The following is a 16,428-nucleotide window of genomic DNA, read 5'->3' as shown; positions in this document are numbered from 1 at the left end:
TTATGGCGCCAGACAAAGCCCTTTTTTTATCCATGTTCTACTCCACTAATCCCGATTTGCTTATTTCATTATCCTGAAATTCAAAGTTTTATTATCGTCGCAAGTTTCTTTCCGCATAGAATTCCAAATATGCAGCAACAACAACTCAGTACCACATATAATCCGCCATTCATATATTGTTTCTTCTCAAACAAATTAAAAGCTTCAAGGGAAAATGTAGAGAATGTGGTAAAACCTCCACACACCCCTGTCTTCCAGAAAAGAATGGTATTATCAGATACACTTTCTCGGTTACTGGTAATTCCAACAACGAATCCAATTAGTATGGCACCGAGGATATTTGTAATCAGAGTTAATATCGGAAAATAAGTCTTAACAGGAATCAGACTTATTGCATATCGCGCTACTGCACCCAAGGCACCACCAAGTGCTACAAATAGAAAATTCATATCAACCTCTCTATTGTCATATATACTGAAATTTAAAAAGTATTCTCTGCCTTACTCTTAAGATAGCTATCAGCCTTTTTAAGCATCTCTTTTTTGTTATCATACTCTATGGTATTGATAGCATCTTCAAGTTTAAGAATCTTCAGAGCTTTGACCTCGTCTGGTCTTGTTATGCTCGGAGATGAGTCTTTATACTTAGCAAGGAAATAAACTACCTGCTTTGTCACTCCAGGTTTTTCTGAAAGCGTATACTGTTCGCTTGCTCTAAATTCAGTGTCTAACTCGACTTTCAGATTTGTTTCTTCCTTTATTTCACGAAGCGCAGTTTCTATTTCAGTCTCGCCTTCTTCCATATGTCCTTTTGGAAAGCTGTGAGATCCGCTCATCTCCTCAACTAAAAGATATTTTATTACTCCACCGTCTATAGTGTATACTATTGCCCCGCAAGATTTTTCAAACTTATCATTGAATTCTTTTTTACCCAGTTCCATGTAAATATAAAGAGAAGGATCTTCTCCTAAAGCAATAACATACTCAGGCATTTCTTTCTGAATAAATCCCAACTTACGGTACAAATTTATTGCCTTGGCATTAGCTGGATGGGGATCAACCCACAGATTTTCAGCTCCTTGTTTAAAAGCTTCTTGAATAGAGTATAGTAGCGCCTGCGTTGCAATCCCTCGGCCCCTGGCAAATTCAAATAACTTAATATCCAAAGAAGCATTTTTAGTTTCCGAATCAATACGATATTGAGTCTCACCGCAGTATTTGCCATCTTCAAAAATTGAATAATGATTTTGCTTTGGTCTTGCAGATATGAATCTATCTAACCATTCTCGTACTGCTTCCCCTGTCTCATGCAATCCTCCTGGCCAGATATACTGCATGACGTCTTCATCTGCCCACAGGTTTTGTATATTCTTGATATCATCATATGTTGATTCTTTAATAGTTATCACTTAGTTCAGCCCCTAAATCTTTAGTTTGTCTTAGTCAGTTTTAACTGAAATCTAATCAGCGAAATGAATCACTTCTACAGATTATAATGTCCTAATTTTCTCCACAACTTTTTTAAACTCATCATATCTAATTTGCTCAGAAAAGGTTTCATACCCTTATTTTTTAATAGTTGAAACAAATAAAGAAAAGCCTTGTCATCAAGGCCTTTCCATTATAAAATCCATCTTTAGTTATCAGTTCTCGAATCGGCGAATTAACAAAAATATTGCGTCTTTGGGCTAACCTTCTAGGATGTCCAGTTCATCATCAATAGCTCTGGATACAAACTGGTTTATTGTGATTCCTTCATTGGCAGCATATAATGCAATTTTCTTGTGCTGTTCGGGTTTAATACGGACATTGAAGGAGCCTTTAAACTCACGCTCAGGCTCTTTACCAATCTTTTTGCAGTAATCCAGGTAATTATCTATACAGTCATGCATTGACTGGGAAAGCTCTTTTACCGATTCTCCATGAAAGTTCAGAGAATCATTGATTCCGAGAACATGACCGATAAAAATCTGATCTTCCTGGTCAAATTCTACCTTTGCATGATATCCGTTGTATTCCATCAGTGAACTTATCATTCTATCTCACCTACTTCCTTAAGAAATGCTATGACCATCTTTACATGATACCTGTACAGCTCATTGCCTGGGTGTGGACCGTCAAATTGAAGGATGCGCTTGGTTTCAACATGATAATAGCCTATTCCTGATCCTCTTCCGCCCTCGAACTTTTCGCAGCCACATTGCTTCATAAGTGCGTCCAGTTCTCTTATTGTAAAACTTGTCGGTGCGGGTTTGGACAGTATTTTTTCTAGTAATTTTGATTTCTTTGGCACAGTAATTCCTCTTGCAACTATTTTCTAGTTACAATATAACACTTTAGCCCTACCTCGTCAATTCCAACAGAGTAACAGCTAGCATTTCCTTATTTCATACATATCTTCATGTTTCAGATACAATACCTGATATGTCGGGATTATTAGTGTGTTCCATGGATCAGATATATATACTCCGCCTGTAGACGTTGCTGATTTCTTGAACTGGATCCATAGGTCATCTATCATATCTGACATGATGAAAAGTTTAAGATAAACTTTATCTGCTTCAGATTCGCCAATTTCGTAAAAACGTATCCCACCTACACAAGTAACATCTTCCAGAGTATATGACCGTAAATTTCTTTGCATTACAGGCCGGATGTTGTGTCCAAGGCAGGCTGCGCTGATAGCATCACCGGGCTCTTCGAAGCCCTGCATTATCCATGTGAAGCATATTGCGAGCAGTGTCATATCCGAATCACGGATACTGTCCACGTAATGTAAGGTGTTAACATCGTTTTCTGACAGTGAGAAAATGCCCTTGCCTATGATAGACATATATTTTGCGAATAAAAAGCAGTCAACCATATCATAAGAGTCATACTCTGCAGGCATAATACGGAAGAACTTCTTTATGCGCTCAAATGGGTTATATACTACATTCTGCTGATTAAACCACGTGAAGAAACCCGCTTGAAAACAATCATATGTTTCCGGGCGTCGATCAACATACATTTTCGATATTATAGGCGTTTTATCTGCTTCTTTAGAAAGAATAGGTGAATAAAGATAACTTATATTTGAAGTGTACACTTTCCCATATTTTTCAAAAGATCTATTGATCACATCTGTATCATAAAAGTCATTTGGATTAGTCCTGCAACAAGGAAGGGGTAATAAATAAGCATTAAATCCTGTCCCTTTATCATACGGACTGCATCTGATTCCTTCAGCGTGATAAAAATTATGTTCAAAAACAAATCTCCCATCCGTCCCTGTTCCCGGGTGGAAAGGGCAGGTCTTTACATAATGGAACTGATGGATTATGCTATGATATCCATCTTTCAGGCATTTGGGGCATATTCGCATATGATATGTACCAAAATAAGATCTTGCAGTGTTATAATCCATATGCGCAAAGATTTCCATTTTGTCTATATACCACTGGGGCAAAATTTTATTAAGGCACTCGATTGTTTCTAAACTGTTTCTGCAATGTCCATCCATCTGAAATCCTTCTATATATTTCTTCTCGTTGGTCGCTTCAGCTCCAAGCATTTTGAGCGCATGTTTACTTGAACATATGTTGACCCTGCAAAAGTTTGCAAGAATGCTGAATATGGATTCATAAGGTCTCACCCATTTTTTATCCCATCTGTATTTTCTGGAAAAAAGTAAATCCTCTTTATTTAGTGTATTCATCATCTGATTCACCATAGCCCGAAAGCGCTACACAACTTTCAAGTTCCTTTCTCGTAGGGAATGCAATTGGACTGCTTCCCAGTTTTCCATGCTTATTGAGGCAGATCACCAGTGAATCTATGAAATATTTCATGGGAATATCTTCTGCCGCAATCCTCTTTTGGATCCTTACACTCTGAAATGCTTCCCAGAAGTCATTGCTGATATCAAAAAAGGTCTTACCATCTGCGTAAGGAAAATAAAAATCCACAAGTCCATCCGATAATATTTCATAGTCTGTAATGCAAACATGAAGTTTATCTACCGAAGCCATGCAGAACTGGAGCTCTTTGGGATCCTGTATACCAAAGAACTGGCTTTCATTGATCATGAAACGTCCAACTATCTGATCTTTGCCCTGAAGTTTAAAGGAATGCTTAAGATCCTTAAGTTCCCTTGTCCCGTACATGAACACAGATAACTGGATATCTTTTCCGCTAAGATTGTTATATAAATCCATAAGCCAGTAAAAATCCTTTTCCCTTAGTTTCCATGCTTCATCAATGAACATGACTGCTTTCTTAAAGGGGGTCTCGTGAGCACGTAATATAAGCTCATTAAGAACTCGTTCTTTTAGTATTAGTGCGGTACTGTATCTGGGACATTCATAGCCCATAGCCATAAGTATCGAGGCATAGAAGTTTCTCTCAGTTTCGGGGTGGTCAGTCACATTCCATATAATGACCATTTCACGGCTCCCATATTGATTTCTTATGGATTCAGCTACATAGTTCATGCACACCGTCTTGCCTATCCTGGCTCTTCCATAAGTAATACTCCCACAAGCTCCTATGCCGAGCCATGAATTGATTCTCCGTTCTTCATCAAGGATGCTCTTAGTCGGAAATACAAGCTTATGGGAAGTAAGATAGCGGATAGTCATCTGTGATATGAACTGTTCTGATATATTATTAGCTGATACAGCTTCTTTTGTAGAATACACGCATTAACCCTCCTTTCTGCTTTGGAACATCAACGTATAAAGGTCTTCCGGTGAAAGACCTTTAATATCTTCATATCTTAGTACAGCCCCAGTTTCCTGTTTTTTACGTACAGTCTCCAGGTTATATGTATTATCACTTTGCTGTTCTGCTGCTATGCCCTTGCTAATCTCACGTCTGACTATATCTGCCATGGTAGCGTTTCTCCGGCTTTTCTTTCCTTTGACATCAAGGCTTGATATATATGCATCTATCGGTGTATCAAATATTAGTTTTGATCTCCCACGCTCTCTGGCAAGCTTCAGGGCATTCTTTCTCGTCCTGACGGAATGTGATTTTGTACCGAATTCCCCACTTGCCTTAAGCGTGTCTATATATCTGCCATCCTGATCATATGCCTCAATACTGGAAATATCCCTGGGGTCATAAAGGATGGTCAGTGACTGTCCAAGGTAGTGTTCAGTGGCAGAGAGTATCTTGCTACGATACTCAGTACCCATAAACTGAATATATGCGTGTTTGCCATGTGCTGCCCTACCTCTGACAGTGCGTTTGTCCATCCTCATGTTCAGACGTTCTATGACTGATATGATCATATCTTCGTCAGCCACATATGGGTAAAGCCCTGCTTGAAACAGTTTGCAGCTCATGCACTCTAAGGGTGAAAGTCCATCTACCCCTTTATGGGGTGTGTTATTATACTCAGCTATGAGAACATCTATCAGTTCAGTCATCTGTTCATATGTGACATCATATTTTATTGCATTTTTTTCAGGGTTTTTTCTGACAGGATCTTTGGTATCTGACCCGGTTGTTGATGGCAGCATATGGAATCCTCTGGACTCTAGCGTTCCGAAAAATCTTTCAACAATTCCTCTTGTTTCGGGAGTTGCAACAGATCCATAGTTAACGCAGCAGCCAAGCTCATCTACAAGTTTTCCTACCGTGTATGCTGACAGATGCGATTTTGCATTATCCAGCATTATTGAATCAAAGACTGCATATTTGAAATCAGAAAACGCGGTTGAATAGAAACCGCCATTAGATGGATACTGAAGTCCTTCGATGGTCAGATCCAGCAGAGTTTTCGGTATGATGGCATTTTTAATAGCATCCATGACATCATACTGGTCGTAATTAAATTCCTGAGAAAGGGAATATCCAAGGATACATCTTGTTGCTATATCTATCACGGCTATTAACCACGCCCTTGTAGCAACAACCTTGCTAACAGTGCCGTCTGTATTGGGTACATCAATTACATATTCGATATCTATGATGTGGCCGTCAATCTGTACTGTAGCAAAAGGAGCCACCGGATTGACTGTAAGCCTGTGCCCAATCCCTGTAGACGCAAGCTTCTGGGCAGTATTTTTATCAAATCTTCTGGCATTTAAAGAAATGTTATCAGCTTCAAGTTTATGGACGTAGGCACACATGCTGACATATCCACGGTTTTCTGTAGTAAATGGGTACTGCCACTCTGTGATGCCAAGATTGCGGCATTCTTTAAGAAATAACCTGTGAAGTGATGTTATGTTCATGTTCCTGACAAGCGTATATTTCCTGTCACCAAAATAACACCCTACTATGAACTCTTTCAATTGAGGATACTTCTCCAGAAGCTGATCAAACTCTCTGCCATGTCCTGATCTCGTTTCTCTAAAGGGTTTACTTCCTGTTAAAAGACCGTGATATCCAAGAATATTCCCTGTATCATTTGAAGAAAGACATCTTTCTATCAGCGATACCATTCTCGAACCGGGGATACCTGTCATTTCAGTAATCTTTTTTACAGATTCGCCATCTATGTACATATCTACAGCCTGCTTATTTAGCATATACCTACTTCTTTTAGATTCAGGGACAGTACTGATAAGCGGTTCAGTCCACATGCTCCTTGCCTGGCGGAGTTCTTCGATATTATATTTTTTATTAGCCAATGGAGATCACCTCCGTATCTGCAGAGATGCAGTCTGTATTCATATTGCTCAGTGTGACCAATCCTCTATAGTACAGATCTGAAATATAATCCAGCGCTCTGTACTTTTCTAGGCGCCCCATCTTTTCAAGTTCACCGATACATATATGCCTTTTTGCCTGGATAAAACTTAGGAAGATCCTGTCTGCATTTAATCCACAAGCTGTGAATCTTCTGGCCCTGGCTGCAAGAAGCGATATATTTCGGATATAGAAAGGTCCTATTTCAATATTCTTTTCGTTTCGGAATACAAAATTGACATCATTCTGTAAGCACCACGCCGACTGGCAGGCAACCTTCACATGATCCTTACTATCATCAGAACTGCAAAGATATGCAACACCTTGATATTCTTCTGTTCCGTCTTTATATTTTACCCATGCATTGAACAGAACCTTTGACTCCTTCCCTCCTATATAGACAGTAGTTTCCAAAGGATATTCACAGTACCACTCCACATCAGGATTCATCTCAAGAGTAAGAATATTCTCATATTCAAGGTTAGAAAATACTGCTACTCTTCTCCGAAGTTTTCTGCTGTGAAATACCCAATAGTTACTGCCATAGCTTGAACTTCTCAGCCTGAAAATAGGTTCCTCGTATCGATACATTTTTAGTGCACCTCCTATCGATAAAATTAAGTTTATATAACGATAATATTATCGGCATAATTATATCCTTGGCACTCATATTCGGCTTTTTACACTTTTATCTATAAAATTACGGCTTTTTACAAAAATAGCTTAAATGGTACGGCTTTTTACGATTTTTAGCTTTAAAAATTTAACCTAAATGGAGAGTAATGTAAAATGTGAAAAAAAAGAAAGCCCATGGTTGTGAGCTTTCTCGTATATGTATATTTTACTGTTTTAGGTTAATCTGACAGATGACCATCGAAGAAAATATGAGAAATCTGGAAAATATGTTAAAGCAAAGCGTTGAAGACGGGCGATTCATCCCCGACCGACATCGTCGGAAGGAGTTTTCTCGCTAATTATTCATAAATTATGCCCCATTAATTGGCGAGACCAGACAATACTGAGAAAATCTCAAGCACTGCCTGGCCTCTAAAAAATAATTATTTGAAGTTTTTGTAATTCCTCGTCCTGTAGAAACATTTTAACTTGTGATAATGACTGATTCCTATTAGCAGAATTACCAAAAACTGCCTCTTTTGAAAGACTCATTCAAACCTGAAACAATCTGATGAAAGTGTTTTCCGAATCTGCTATACTGAACCCAACAAATATCAAGGAGGTCCTGTATGAAACGTGAAAAAATAGCCTGCCACTGCAAAAATGTCAACTATGGAATGATCCTTGATGCCGTAAAAGGCGGCGCTGACACCTTCGAAAAAGTCCAGGAGGTCACCGGATGTAGTACCGGCTGTGGACAATGCCGCGATTTCATCAGCACTATGGTTCGCGATATCCTGATGTTTCCTGAGGATTACGAATCCTGATTCCTAAACCATTTCTCCGCACCAATGCTCTTGGTGCTAAATAATCATTTTACCTTCACATTCTTTGACTTTGACCAGTCAGAGTAGTATTTCACGTTGTTTTTTTCTACGTATGTTCTGATCTGGAAGTAATACTTCTTGTTTTTCTTAAGCTTTGAAATGGTATAAACTTTCTTACTGCCTTTAGCAGATTTTGCTTTATTTATGCTAAAGGTTTTTGTTTTAACATTTTTCCTGAAATTCTTGTCAGTTGAATATCTGATCTGATAACCTGCAACATCATTTACTTTCTTGAATGTTACGTCTACCTTCTTATTTCTGACAGCCTTTACCTTGGCAATTGAAGACTGACTGATCTGGGCGTTATTCAGTGAGAATGAATATTTTGAAGGCCATCCGTTTATATGGAGATAGTAAGTTCCTGTATTAAGGAAAACATCAACCGATTCATTAGAATTCTCATAACCGTCTTTTGCTGCTACTTCACGAAGATCGACATCTTTGAGAGTGAATCTTACAGTACTCTGAAATGATGAATATCTAAGAGTATATTTTCCGCTTCCGGGAATAGTTACCTTGTACCAGTCCTCACTGTCTGTTTTTGTAAGGGCATCTGTGTAAGTGTTGCCCACTACTAAAGACTTAGGTGAATCATAGCTGTCAGGAGTCTCTGAAAAACCGAAGTTCTCGTAAGTAGTCTTTAATTTGTATTTGCCACTTGATTCACCGAGTCTGTTTTCAACAGTAATATAATATGTTCCTGCAGAAAGAACAGTAGCTTTAGTGTTTGTATATGGTGAATTCAAGTTCTCGCAAAAAACAGAGGTACTTTCAAGAACAGATGCGTTATCAAGACTCTGAGCATTTCTGATACAGCAAACCATATCTGATGAATTCTGTGCCATAAGAATTACTGTATATTTGCCATCTGCCGGAAGAGTCACTTTATAACAATCATGCTGACCCATTGCCAGGCCATTCCAATTCGCTGAATAATCAGTGCTTGGCTGCATGGAAGTAGGATTGGTGATGCTCCCCGCTGCCTGAGCTTTAATGGCTGCCTTAGGTGCAAATGCTGATGCTGATGTAAAAGTAAGACATATCGCAAGTGCTAACGTTAGTAGTTTCTTTACATTTACTTTTTTCATACTTAGTTCCCCTTTCAATGCTCTATAGAGCAATTTCCCCATACCTTTTCACAACTCAATATTAGTCAAAATCGTATCTTCTTATCTCACAATTCTTTATGCCGAAGCTTGAAAACTCCTCGTTATCCATCTCCCTAAAATAGGACTCCACAATCCTTGCAATGCCGTTATGGGCCACCAGGATATATGTCTTATCATCATCCCTTATATCATCAAGAAGGTTGTATATCCTCTGAGCAAGCTGCATCATGGATTCACCTGTAGAAAAACGGCTTGCCATGTGCTTTTTGGCTTCATGGAACTCCGCTCCGTCCCTTGGAGTTGACTCATATCTGCCAAAGTTCTGCTCAATAAGACGCTGCTCGATCCTCATAGGGATCCCTGTCATCTCTGATATATGACGTGCTGTCTCGGAAGCTCTCACAAGCGGTGATGATAAAATCTCATCGGCCTTAATCCCTTCCAAAAGAATCTTCTCCCCGGTCTCTATCGCCTGCTCATGTCCTCTATATGTAAGCGCTATGTCTGTGGCTCCGCAGATTTTGTTCTCTACGTTCCATACAGTTTCGCCATGCCTTACAAAATAAAAATGATCACTCATTCAATATCTCCCTTTTCAAAGCTTGGATAACAGCTCCTGTGCAAGACTGCTTCCCTTTTTAGCTGCATAGCTTGCCCATTTCTTTGCTTTAGCCGGATTCTCATCTCCGTATTTACCTGTAAAATACGCTTCAGCCAGCTCAGCTGCTGCATCTATGCTACCCTTTGCAGCCTTATCTATAAGCTCAAGCATGGATAATTTATTCAGCTTTTTACCAAGCTCTGCCTTAAGGTACAGATACCTCTCATGCTTCTCTTCTTTTCCGAAGTGCACTTCCCTGAGCTGTGCCGGGTTATTCTCGTAATTAAGAACCTCATCCCCAAACTGCTCACTGGTAAGATCAAAGGTCATTCCGTCGATTACGTTGTAGCAATGGAAATTTCCGTCTTCAAGCTCTGTTCCGTAAACCTCTCCTCCAAATATGTCCTGAATGAGAAATGCTGTGATGGAACACTGTCCAAGCGTCATGTTTTCCTTAGTCCAATCATCTCTCATCCTGGGCGCACATGTCTCCCTGCACCAAATCTCGGTCATGATATCATACATGAATCTGAGATCCTTTATTTTCTCAAATTCAGGGGTCTTGGGAGCTACCTTATCTGCATCCTGCCACCCGAAAAATTTATAAGTCCTCTTTAATTCCAATTCCATGTTTCTCTCCTTGTAATTCCTCTTAGCATTTATTCCATGAACTTACTCATCAGTACAAAGTTATCAGCGGGATAAAAGCCTAAACCGGAATAGAATTTCTCATGCTTGTCATCATTAACGCTGCTAAGCTCAACTATTGAAACCCCGTTCTCTCTGACTACCTCTTCTAAATGCTTCAGGAAAGCTGTGCCGTAGCCTTTTCCCTGATGGCCCATAAATATCACGATTTCCTCAAGAAAATAGCCCCGTATATCATCATATTCCTTGAAATATCCCATAAGATATCCGGTTATATTTCCTTCCTGATCTGTCTGAACCATACACATGGAATCCTCCATAGTTAAAACCTGATGGATTCTCTTATATGCCTTCTCATGTGTCCAGCAGCATTCCTCTACAGTGTTGTAGTATTCTGTGTATTTCTCTGCTACATACTGCAGGTCGTCTTCTGTCATTATTCTGTATTCCATTGTTTGTTAAATACGCTCCTGCTTTATCATTTAGAAATAAACATACCATAATCTTTAGGTAAGTCAAACGCCCCATCCAAATGCTGCCGGTTCCGCAGCCAAGCTCCAAAACCTTCATGCCTTCCGTGATCTCATAATTCGACACAATCCAATTACCATATCCCTGCTTGTTCGTGGAGCACTTATCATGAAATGATAATCTCGTATTTATCCCCTTTGATGATGAGTACTGCTCCTTTACTGCCTTTGAATCGTTTGAACTACCAATCTGCATTTTCTTAACCTCGCTTTTTATTATTGTGTTTAAAGCATAAAGTATTCCCTAAGGGCAAGGTCAAACATATTTTAAAAAATTATCACCCCTAAACTCTTTAAGGCTGTCACGCCTTTGATTCAAGGAACCATTTTGCTCCCCCCGGACAGTCCTCAAAATACAAATGTACCTCTTTTCCATCTACGATACACGTATAAACAAGGCCTGCTCCTCCTGCACGTCTGCTGGCTCCCGGAACGCAGTCCTTGACCCTTGTGATCTCATACCTCCTGCCATCCTCCCATACAATGGACAATGGCCTAATCTCCCCGTCAGACGAGAACCTTACAGTCGTATCCACATAAACCTTATAACCTATTCTCTTAGCCATAATGCTGCTATCACCTGCCATTCCGAAACTAAGGCATGCCCTGTGTACACTGCATACCCTGAATCAATGTAAAACCCATGCATGGTGAACAATTGTTCTGTTTGTGTTTCTAATTATACGAATGTATGTTCTGTTTTGCAACCACTAAATATAGTGCTGGGAAATTTATTGGACTCTATCGTCCGAAAGGCACATGGTGCCGTAAAAAAGCTGTCCCTGATCCATTTTCAGAGACAGCTATATTCATTAAAATTGTGCCAACCGCTTAGCATAGTTTTCTTTTTCCATTTATTTATTCTATTTGCCTGATCCTGAGGATAAAACCGTAACTCCCGCATCCTCAAGCTCTTCAAGCACCTTTTCGTAGATTTTCTCATCCCTGGCTCCGACGCATGACTTGACGATCTTGGTCTTATAGCCGTATTTTATGGCATCCATGGCTGTTTTCGCGATGCATGAGCTGCCATCAACGCCCACAAGCTCAAGCTCTGTGGCTTTCAGACATTTAATTTTATCAGTAAAAGCTTTTGATGAAAAAGCGCTGGGTTCATCCTTTTCATACACAAGATCAGACACCAAAAGCAGACCATCAGAAAGCTCATATCCGGCTCTGCTTCCGGTTAACCCAACATTTTTTACATAAACAATGGAAACATCCTCTTCTTCGTGCGCCAGACGGATCTTGCGATTTATGCTCTTCAAAAGCCCGTCGTCGTACTCATCAAGATATTTTTCCTGCATGTCAATGACTACAAGTGCCCTCATTAGTCCCCCTCTCTAATCCGTTTACCTGTTCATTGCTGCTTTTATTGATGCTTACTTTAAATTCTATCCCTATGCATGCATTTTTACAAGAAAAAATCTACTGAATCTTGTTTACGCCGCCGCATTTGTCGATTGTATCGATGGAACCGTCGGCGTTATAGGAAAACTCTGCCACGCAGACGCTTCTGTGGAAAAGGCTTCCCCCGGGCAGATCTCCTGTGTGATAAAAGAGATACGAGTGTCCCTTAAAATCAGCAATACCGGGGTGATTGGTGAAAACACCGTCCTCCTCTGTCATGATAACGCCCCCGTAAACCCAGGGACCTGTGGGTGATACTGAGGTTGAATAAGCCAGATGCTCATCCTTTTTATCTACGCCGAAGGCCGCATAAACCATGTAATAAAGGCCATCCCTCTTATAAAACCAGGGGCCTTCACCATAGGAAGTACCTGTGTCATGACTGCCCTTCGCAAAGGATTCCTCAGTCATGGGGATCTTCACTACGCCTACCTTTTCATCATAAGAAATCATGTCCTCATTCAGCAGAACGTAGCGCAGCTCCGGATTTCCGAAATAAAGATAAGCCTGTCCGTCATCATCTATGAAAACTGTGGGATCTATGTCATTCCAGTCTCCTTCATCCACAAGTGGATGGCCAAGATCCTTAAAGGGACCTGCCGGATTATCGGAAACGCCGACAGCTATGGCCATTCCTCCGTTTTTCTTATGAACAGGGCAATAAAGGTAGAATTTACCGTTGCTCTCTACCGCCTGAGGCGCCCAGGCTCTGTCGTCTGCCCATTCAATATCATCCAGTGAAAAAATAACGCCGTGATCAGTCCAATTCACCATGTCAGTGGTTGAAAAGCAGCGCCAGTCCTTCATTGTATAGAAATCATTAATAAGCTCATCCTCGTCATGAGTTGTGTAAAGATAAAGTGTATCTCCCAAAACCATCGGCGCAGGATCAGCGGTATAGATGTTTTTTATAATCGGATTTTCACAAAAATTCTTATCTCCCATTGGGTCATTCTCCTTAAAATAATGTATTAACCAGGAATCGCTGCAGAACCTGAGAAACCACCAGCAGAGCGCAAATTGCAGCGATACTCATGAGCCAGAACTGCGCAACACTGTACTTAAAGCTCTTCCAGCACTTGTAGATTCGAACCAGTGCTATAAGATAGAACGCAATTATCGGAATCATAACAAGGGCAAACACCTGATATGAAAACAGGAAAAATATGAACATACCTGCCATTGTTCCTGCCCACAGCTTCATAAGTGAATCCTTGGGATGCTTATCCGTAACCTCCAGGGTCTTTTCCGAGATCTCATCCACGTCCATAAAAATCTTTTTAAAATTGATGGTAAAGCGACCCTCGTAATCCTTAAGCGCCTTTACCTCAAAATCTGTATCATCGCCCCAGTTTCCCATACAAACCTCCAATACATTAAAGTCACCCTAATTATACCCACAAAAAGAGCAGTACACTATTCACTAATAGTCATGTACTGCTCAAATTGTGCTATTTATTTGATATTAAGACTTCCCTCACCGGATACTTAAGGAAGTCTTACCCTTATCAGCCCTCAAATTCCTTGGCAACGTCCTTAAGCAGAGCGCGGATCTCCAGGTGCTGAGGGCAGGCATTTTCGCAGCCGCCGCACTCGATGCAGGCACTAGCTTTACCCTTATCGCCGGATGTAATTACGTTTTCGTAGTACATCTTCTGGTTCCAGTCGTTGAAGATCTTTCTGGTGTTCATGCAGGAGAAAATCTCCGGAATCATGATGTTCATGGGACAATGATTCTGCTCAACGCAGTAATGACATGCTGTGCAGGGAATTGTATCAAGGCCCTTGTAGATGCCTGTAACCTTAGCGATAGCGCCAAACTCGTTCTCATCAAGAGGCTTAAAATCCTTCATGAAGGATACATTGTCCTTCATCTGCTCGAAATCGCTCATGCCGGAAAGAACAACTCTGATACCTTCCTGTGTAGCTGCGAATCTGATAGCGTAGCTGGCATTTGATAAGCCTGAACCGGTCTCATCATATACCTTCTGAGCTGCTTCAGGAAGATTTACAAGGCTTCCGCCCTTTACTGGCTCCATTACAACTACGGGCTTGCCATGCTTTTTGCAAACCTCAAGGCACTTACGGCTCTGAACGCCGGGATCCTCATAGTCGAGATAGTTGAACTGAATCTGTACAAACTCAACATCGGGATAAGTTGTAAGGATATTGTCCAAAACATCTGCGCTGTCATGGAAAGACAGACCTACGTGCTTGATCTTACCCTCTTTTTTCAGGTCAAATGCTGTCTCGTATGCTCTGCACTTCTTGAAGTGCCCGAAATTCTTGGCATTCTGCGCATGCATCAGATAAAAATCAAAATACTCTACGCCGCAAAGCTCAAGCTGACTCCGGAAGAAAGGTCTGATATCCTCTTCCTTGCTGAAATAGGGCTCTGTCAGCTTATCTGCCAGAAGGAATTTCTCTCTGGGATATCTGTCAGAAACAGCCACCTTAACTGCTTTTTCTGATTTTCCATCGATATATCCGTGTGCGGTATCAAAGTAGTTAAAACCGTTATCGATGAAGTAATCTGCCATCTGCTTAAACTGCTCGATATCTACTTCTGTGCCCTTCATCGGCAGTCTCATGCAGCCAAAGCCAAATAATTTTTTAATCTCCGGAAATGAATTATCCATATATAGTCCTCCAACCTACGCTTATTTCTGCGTTTATTATCTTTTTACGGTAAAAACTTGCCTGATGCAAGATACAGTTCATACCACTCATGGTGAGTAAGATTAGCCTTTGTTGCATCACAGATATCCTTGAGATGTGCGGGATTCATGGTGCCTGCGATAGCCTGCATCTTTGCGGGATGCCTTAAGATCCATGCGATTGCAACAGCGGTCTTGGAAATTCCGTACTTATCGCCGATCTTTGCAAGTGCTGCATTAAGCTCAGGGAAATCAGGATGATCAACGAAGCAGCCCTGGAACATGCCGATCTGCAGAGGTGACCAAGCCTGAATAGTAATATCGTTAAGTCTGCAGTAATCCAGAATGCCGTTATCTCTGTCGATTGAACGGTCTGTTGTCTTATTATTTAAGTATAGCACAGTATCTATAAGCTGTGTCTGATCAAGTGAAAACTGCAGCTGATTGAAAACAAGAGGCTGTTTAACATATTTTTTTAAAAGCTCAAGCTGACCGGGAGTAACGTTGCTGACACCAAAATGTCTTACCTTTCCCTCTGAATGGAGCTTGTCAAAGGCCTCTGCCACTTCCTCAGGATCAAAAAGAAGATCCGGGCGGTGGAGCAAAAGTGCATCAAGATAGTCTGTTTTAAGTCTTGCAAGTATGCCGTCAACACTGCTTAAAATATCTTCCTTACTCCAGTCAAATTCCTGGCGGTCAAAATGTAGGCCGCATTTGCTCTGAATGAAAATATCCTCTCTATTAAGTCCTGTAAGCGGGAATGCATCGCCAAAACGTGTTTCTGCCTCGCCATCCCCATAGCAGGTGGCATGATCAAAATAATTGATTCCGGCTTCTGATGCGGTTTTAATGATTTTAGCAGCACCATCTACGTCAAGAGCAGGCATTCTCATGCATCCAAGAATGATTCTTGATACGTTCTGAGGCCCATTTGCTACATTTATATAATCCATGATTTTTCCTCTCTGTCATTAAATCAAATGTGCACAATTTATGCTAACAAATTGCGGACTCTCTTACTTATTATGGATTGAAATGGGTATTATCATTTTTTGTTGTGATAAGCTTCATCTTCTCTGCGCGGCTAAGCTGCTTAATATGCCACTCCCTGCTCATGGCTTCCTCCTTTGTTTCAAAGGCTTCGTAATATACGAGCTTAACCGGAAGTCTGGGCTTTGTGTACTTTGCTCCCTTCCCGGCATTATGGTCAGCCATGCGCCTCTCCAGGTCATTGGTCCAGCCGCAGTATAAGGTTCCATCTGCGCATTCAACTAAATATGTGTAATTCATTTTT

Annotated in this window: 21 protein-coding genes; 1 reads left to right on the top strand and 20 read right to left on the bottom strand. The window is 40.7% G+C overall.

Annotation, left to right across the window (positions count from 1 at the left end):
* Positions 1 to 80: 80 nt before the first annotated feature.
* The 8 genes from crcB to G610_RS22305 form a co-directional block, all read right to left on the bottom strand.
* The gene (crcB, locus tag G610_RS0113375; protein WP_013282473.1) at positions 81 to 449 is read right to left on the bottom strand and encodes a fluoride efflux transporter CrcB; all 369 of its coding nucleotides are present in this window, start codon (positions 447 to 449) and stop codon (positions 81 to 83) included.
* Positions 450 to 481: 32 nt separating this feature from the next.
* Complete coding sequence (locus G610_RS22310; protein ID WP_013282472.1) at positions 482 to 1,408, bottom strand: GNAT family N-acetyltransferase; 927 nt, start codon at positions 1,406 to 1,408, stop codon at positions 482 to 484.
* Between the two features lie 279 nt (positions 1,409 to 1,687).
* Positions 1,688 to 2,035 (bottom strand): type II toxin-antitoxin system HicB family antitoxin, encoded by a 348-nt coding sequence (locus G610_RS0113360; protein ID WP_022766333.1) that lies wholly within the window; start codon positions 2,033 to 2,035, stop codon positions 1,688 to 1,690.
* Positions 2,032 to 2,292 carry a type II toxin-antitoxin system HicA family toxin gene (locus tag G610_RS0113355; protein WP_013282470.1) on the bottom strand — a complete coding sequence of 87 codons (261 nt, stop codon included), beginning with the start codon at positions 2,290 to 2,292 and terminating at the stop codon, positions 2,032 to 2,034. The genes G610_RS0113360 and G610_RS0113355 overlap by 4 nt, the downstream gene beginning before the upstream one ends.
* A gap of 78 nt (positions 2,293 to 2,370) precedes the next feature.
* Positions 2,371 to 3,699, bottom strand: a complete 1,329-nt coding sequence (locus G610_RS0113350; protein WP_155829732.1) for a hypothetical protein — start codon at positions 3,697 to 3,699, stop codon at positions 2,371 to 2,373.
* Positions 3,680 to 4,678 carry an ATP-binding protein gene (locus G610_RS0113345; protein ID WP_026525205.1) on the bottom strand — a complete coding sequence of 333 codons (999 nt, stop codon included), beginning with the start codon at positions 4,676 to 4,678 and terminating at the stop codon, positions 3,680 to 3,682. Before G610_RS0113345 ends, G610_RS0113350 begins: the two co-directional genes overlap by 20 nt.
* 3 nt (positions 4,679 to 4,681) lie before the next feature.
* Positions 4,682 to 6,619, bottom strand: a complete 1,938-nt coding sequence (locus tag G610_RS0113340; protein ID WP_026525204.1) for a Mu transposase C-terminal domain-containing protein — start codon at positions 6,617 to 6,619, stop codon at positions 4,682 to 4,684.
* A complete protein-coding gene (locus G610_RS22305; RefSeq protein ID WP_022766337.1) occupies positions 6,612 to 7,268 on the bottom strand; it encodes a hypothetical protein in 657 nt (218 codons plus the stop codon). Before G610_RS22305 ends, G610_RS0113340 begins: the two co-directional genes overlap by 8 nt.
* A 653-nt stretch (positions 7,269 to 7,921) precedes the next feature.
* Here G610_RS22305 and G610_RS0113330 point away from each other — a divergent pair.
* Positions 7,922 to 8,119, top strand: coding sequence for a (2Fe-2S)-binding protein (locus tag G610_RS0113330; protein ID WP_026496556.1), 198 nt, complete (start codon positions 7,922 to 7,924; stop codon positions 8,117 to 8,119).
* 44 nt (positions 8,120 to 8,163) lie between these two features.
* Here the strand turns inward: G610_RS0113330 and G610_RS0113325 are convergent, their stop codons facing one another.
* The 12 genes from G610_RS0113325 to G610_RS0113275 form a co-directional block, all read right to left on the bottom strand.
* Entirely contained in the window at positions 8,164 to 9,267 is a 1,104-nt protein-coding gene (locus G610_RS0113325; protein ID WP_026525203.1) for a hypothetical protein, read from the bottom strand.
* A 61-nt stretch (positions 9,268 to 9,328) separates the two neighbouring features.
* Complete coding sequence (locus tag G610_RS0113320) at positions 9,329 to 9,868, bottom strand: histidine phosphatase family protein (protein ID WP_026525202.1); 540 nt, start codon at positions 9,866 to 9,868, stop codon at positions 9,329 to 9,331.
* A gap of 15 nt (positions 9,869 to 9,883) precedes the next feature.
* A complete protein-coding gene (locus tag G610_RS20920) occupies positions 9,884 to 10,519 on the bottom strand; it encodes a YunG family protein (RefSeq protein WP_242829654.1) in 636 nt (211 codons plus the stop codon).
* Positions 10,520 to 10,548: 29 nt separating this feature from the next.
* On the bottom strand, positions 10,549 to 10,989 hold the full coding sequence (locus G610_RS0113310; RefSeq protein ID WP_051198004.1) for a GNAT family N-acetyltransferase: 441 nt from the start codon (positions 10,987 to 10,989) through the stop codon (positions 10,549 to 10,551).
* Positions 10,892 to 11,263 carry a hypothetical protein gene (locus G610_RS23115; protein WP_155831032.1) on the bottom strand — a complete coding sequence of 124 codons (372 nt, stop codon included), beginning with the start codon at positions 11,261 to 11,263 and terminating at the stop codon, positions 10,892 to 10,894. Before G610_RS23115 ends, G610_RS0113310 begins: the two co-directional genes overlap by 98 nt.
* Before the next feature lie 106 nt (positions 11,264 to 11,369).
* Positions 11,370 to 11,633: a hypothetical protein gene (locus G610_RS0113305; protein ID WP_035793279.1), complete on the bottom strand. Its 264-nt coding sequence runs from the start codon at positions 11,631 to 11,633 to the stop codon at positions 11,370 to 11,372.
* A 297-nt stretch (positions 11,634 to 11,930) separates the two neighbouring features.
* Positions 11,931 to 12,398: a cysteine hydrolase family protein gene (locus tag G610_RS0113300; RefSeq protein ID WP_026525200.1), complete on the bottom strand. Its 468-nt coding sequence runs from the start codon at positions 12,396 to 12,398 to the stop codon at positions 11,931 to 11,933.
* A gap of 97 nt (positions 12,399 to 12,495) precedes the next feature.
* Positions 12,496 to 13,422, bottom strand: coding sequence for a glycoside hydrolase family 43 protein (locus tag G610_RS20915; protein ID WP_051198003.1), 927 nt, complete (start codon positions 13,420 to 13,422; stop codon positions 12,496 to 12,498).
* Between the two features lie 13 nt (positions 13,423 to 13,435).
* Positions 13,436 to 13,837: a hypothetical protein gene (locus G610_RS0113290; RefSeq protein ID WP_026525199.1), complete on the bottom strand. Its 402-nt coding sequence runs from the start codon at positions 13,835 to 13,837 to the stop codon at positions 13,436 to 13,438.
* A gap of 148 nt (positions 13,838 to 13,985) precedes the next feature.
* Positions 13,986 to 15,116, bottom strand: coding sequence for an aldo/keto reductase (locus tag G610_RS0113285; RefSeq protein WP_081667477.1), 1,131 nt, complete (start codon positions 15,114 to 15,116; stop codon positions 13,986 to 13,988).
* A gap of 44 nt (positions 15,117 to 15,160) precedes the next feature.
* Positions 15,161 to 16,087, bottom strand: coding sequence for an aldo/keto reductase (locus G610_RS0113280; RefSeq protein WP_026525197.1), 927 nt, complete (start codon positions 16,085 to 16,087; stop codon positions 15,161 to 15,163).
* Between the two features lie 70 nt (positions 16,088 to 16,157).
* Positions 16,158 to 16,424, bottom strand: a complete 267-nt coding sequence (locus G610_RS0113275; RefSeq protein WP_026525196.1) for a GIY-YIG nuclease family protein — start codon at positions 16,422 to 16,424, stop codon at positions 16,158 to 16,160.
* Positions 16,425 to 16,428: the final 4 nt, after the last annotated feature.

The organism is Butyrivibrio sp. MB2005, from assembly GCF_000424285.1.
GTDB lineage: Bacteria > Bacillota > Clostridia > Lachnospirales > Lachnospiraceae > Butyrivibrio.
Note: the sequence above shows the minus strand (reverse complement) of the source record. Positions and strands in the feature narration are given on the sequence as shown.

Excerpts from the sequence above, each read along its gene's own strand:
- crcB (WP_013282473.1), bottom strand. The coding sequence starts at position 449 with ATGAATTTTCTATTTGTAGCACTTGGTGGTGCCTTGGGTGCAGTAGCG.
- G610_RS0113360 (WP_022766333.1), bottom strand. The coding sequence starts at position 2,035 with ATGATAAGTTCACTGATGGAATACAACGGATATCATGCAAAGGTAGAA.
- G610_RS0113350 (WP_155829732.1), bottom strand. The coding sequence starts at position 3,699 with ATGATGAATACACTAAATAAAGAGGATTTACTTTTTTCCAGAAAATAC.
- G610_RS22305 (WP_022766337.1), bottom strand. The coding sequence starts at position 7,268 with ATGTATCGATACGAGGAACCTATTTTCAGGCTGAGAAGTTCAAGCTAT.
- G610_RS0113330 (WP_026496556.1), top strand. The coding sequence starts at position 7,922 with ATGAAACGTGAAAAAATAGCCTGCCACTGCAAAAATGTCAACTATGGA.
- G610_RS0113325 (WP_026525203.1), bottom strand. The coding sequence starts at position 9,267 with ATGAAAAAAGTAAATGTAAAGAAACTACTAACGTTAGCACTTGCGATA.
- G610_RS0113320 (WP_026525202.1), bottom strand. The coding sequence starts at position 9,868 with ATGAGTGATCATTTTTATTTTGTAAGGCATGGCGAAACTGTATGGAAC.
- G610_RS20920 (WP_242829654.1), bottom strand. The coding sequence starts at position 10,519 with ATGGAATTGGAATTAAAGAGGACTTATAAATTTTTCGGGTGGCAGGAT.
- G610_RS0113310 (WP_051198004.1), bottom strand. The coding sequence starts at position 10,989 with ATGGAATACAGAATAATGACAGAAGACGACCTGCAGTATGTAGCAGAG.
- G610_RS23115 (WP_155831032.1), bottom strand. The coding sequence starts at position 11,263 with ATGCAGATTGGTAGTTCAAACGATTCAAAGGCAGTAAAGGAGCAGTAC.
- G610_RS0113305 (WP_035793279.1), bottom strand. The coding sequence starts at position 11,633 with ATGGCTAAGAGAATAGGTTATAAGGTTTATGTGGATACGACTGTAAGG.
- G610_RS0113300 (WP_026525200.1), bottom strand. The coding sequence starts at position 12,398 with ATGAGGGCACTTGTAGTCATTGACATGCAGGAAAAATATCTTGATGAG.
- G610_RS20915 (WP_051198003.1), bottom strand. The coding sequence starts at position 13,422 with ATGGGAGATAAGAATTTTTGTGAAAATCCGATTATAAAAAACATCTAT.
- G610_RS0113290 (WP_026525199.1), bottom strand. The coding sequence starts at position 13,837 with ATGGGAAACTGGGGCGATGATACAGATTTTGAGGTAAAGGCGCTTAAG.
- G610_RS0113285 (WP_081667477.1), bottom strand. The coding sequence starts at position 15,116 with ATGGATAATTCATTTCCGGAGATTAAAAAATTATTTGGCTTTGGCTGC.
- G610_RS0113280 (WP_026525197.1), bottom strand. The coding sequence starts at position 16,087 with ATGGATTATATAAATGTAGCAAATGGGCCTCAGAACGTATCAAGAATC.
- G610_RS0113275 (WP_026525196.1), bottom strand. The coding sequence starts at position 16,424 with ATGAATTACACATATTTAGTTGAATGCGCAGATGGAACCTTATACTGC.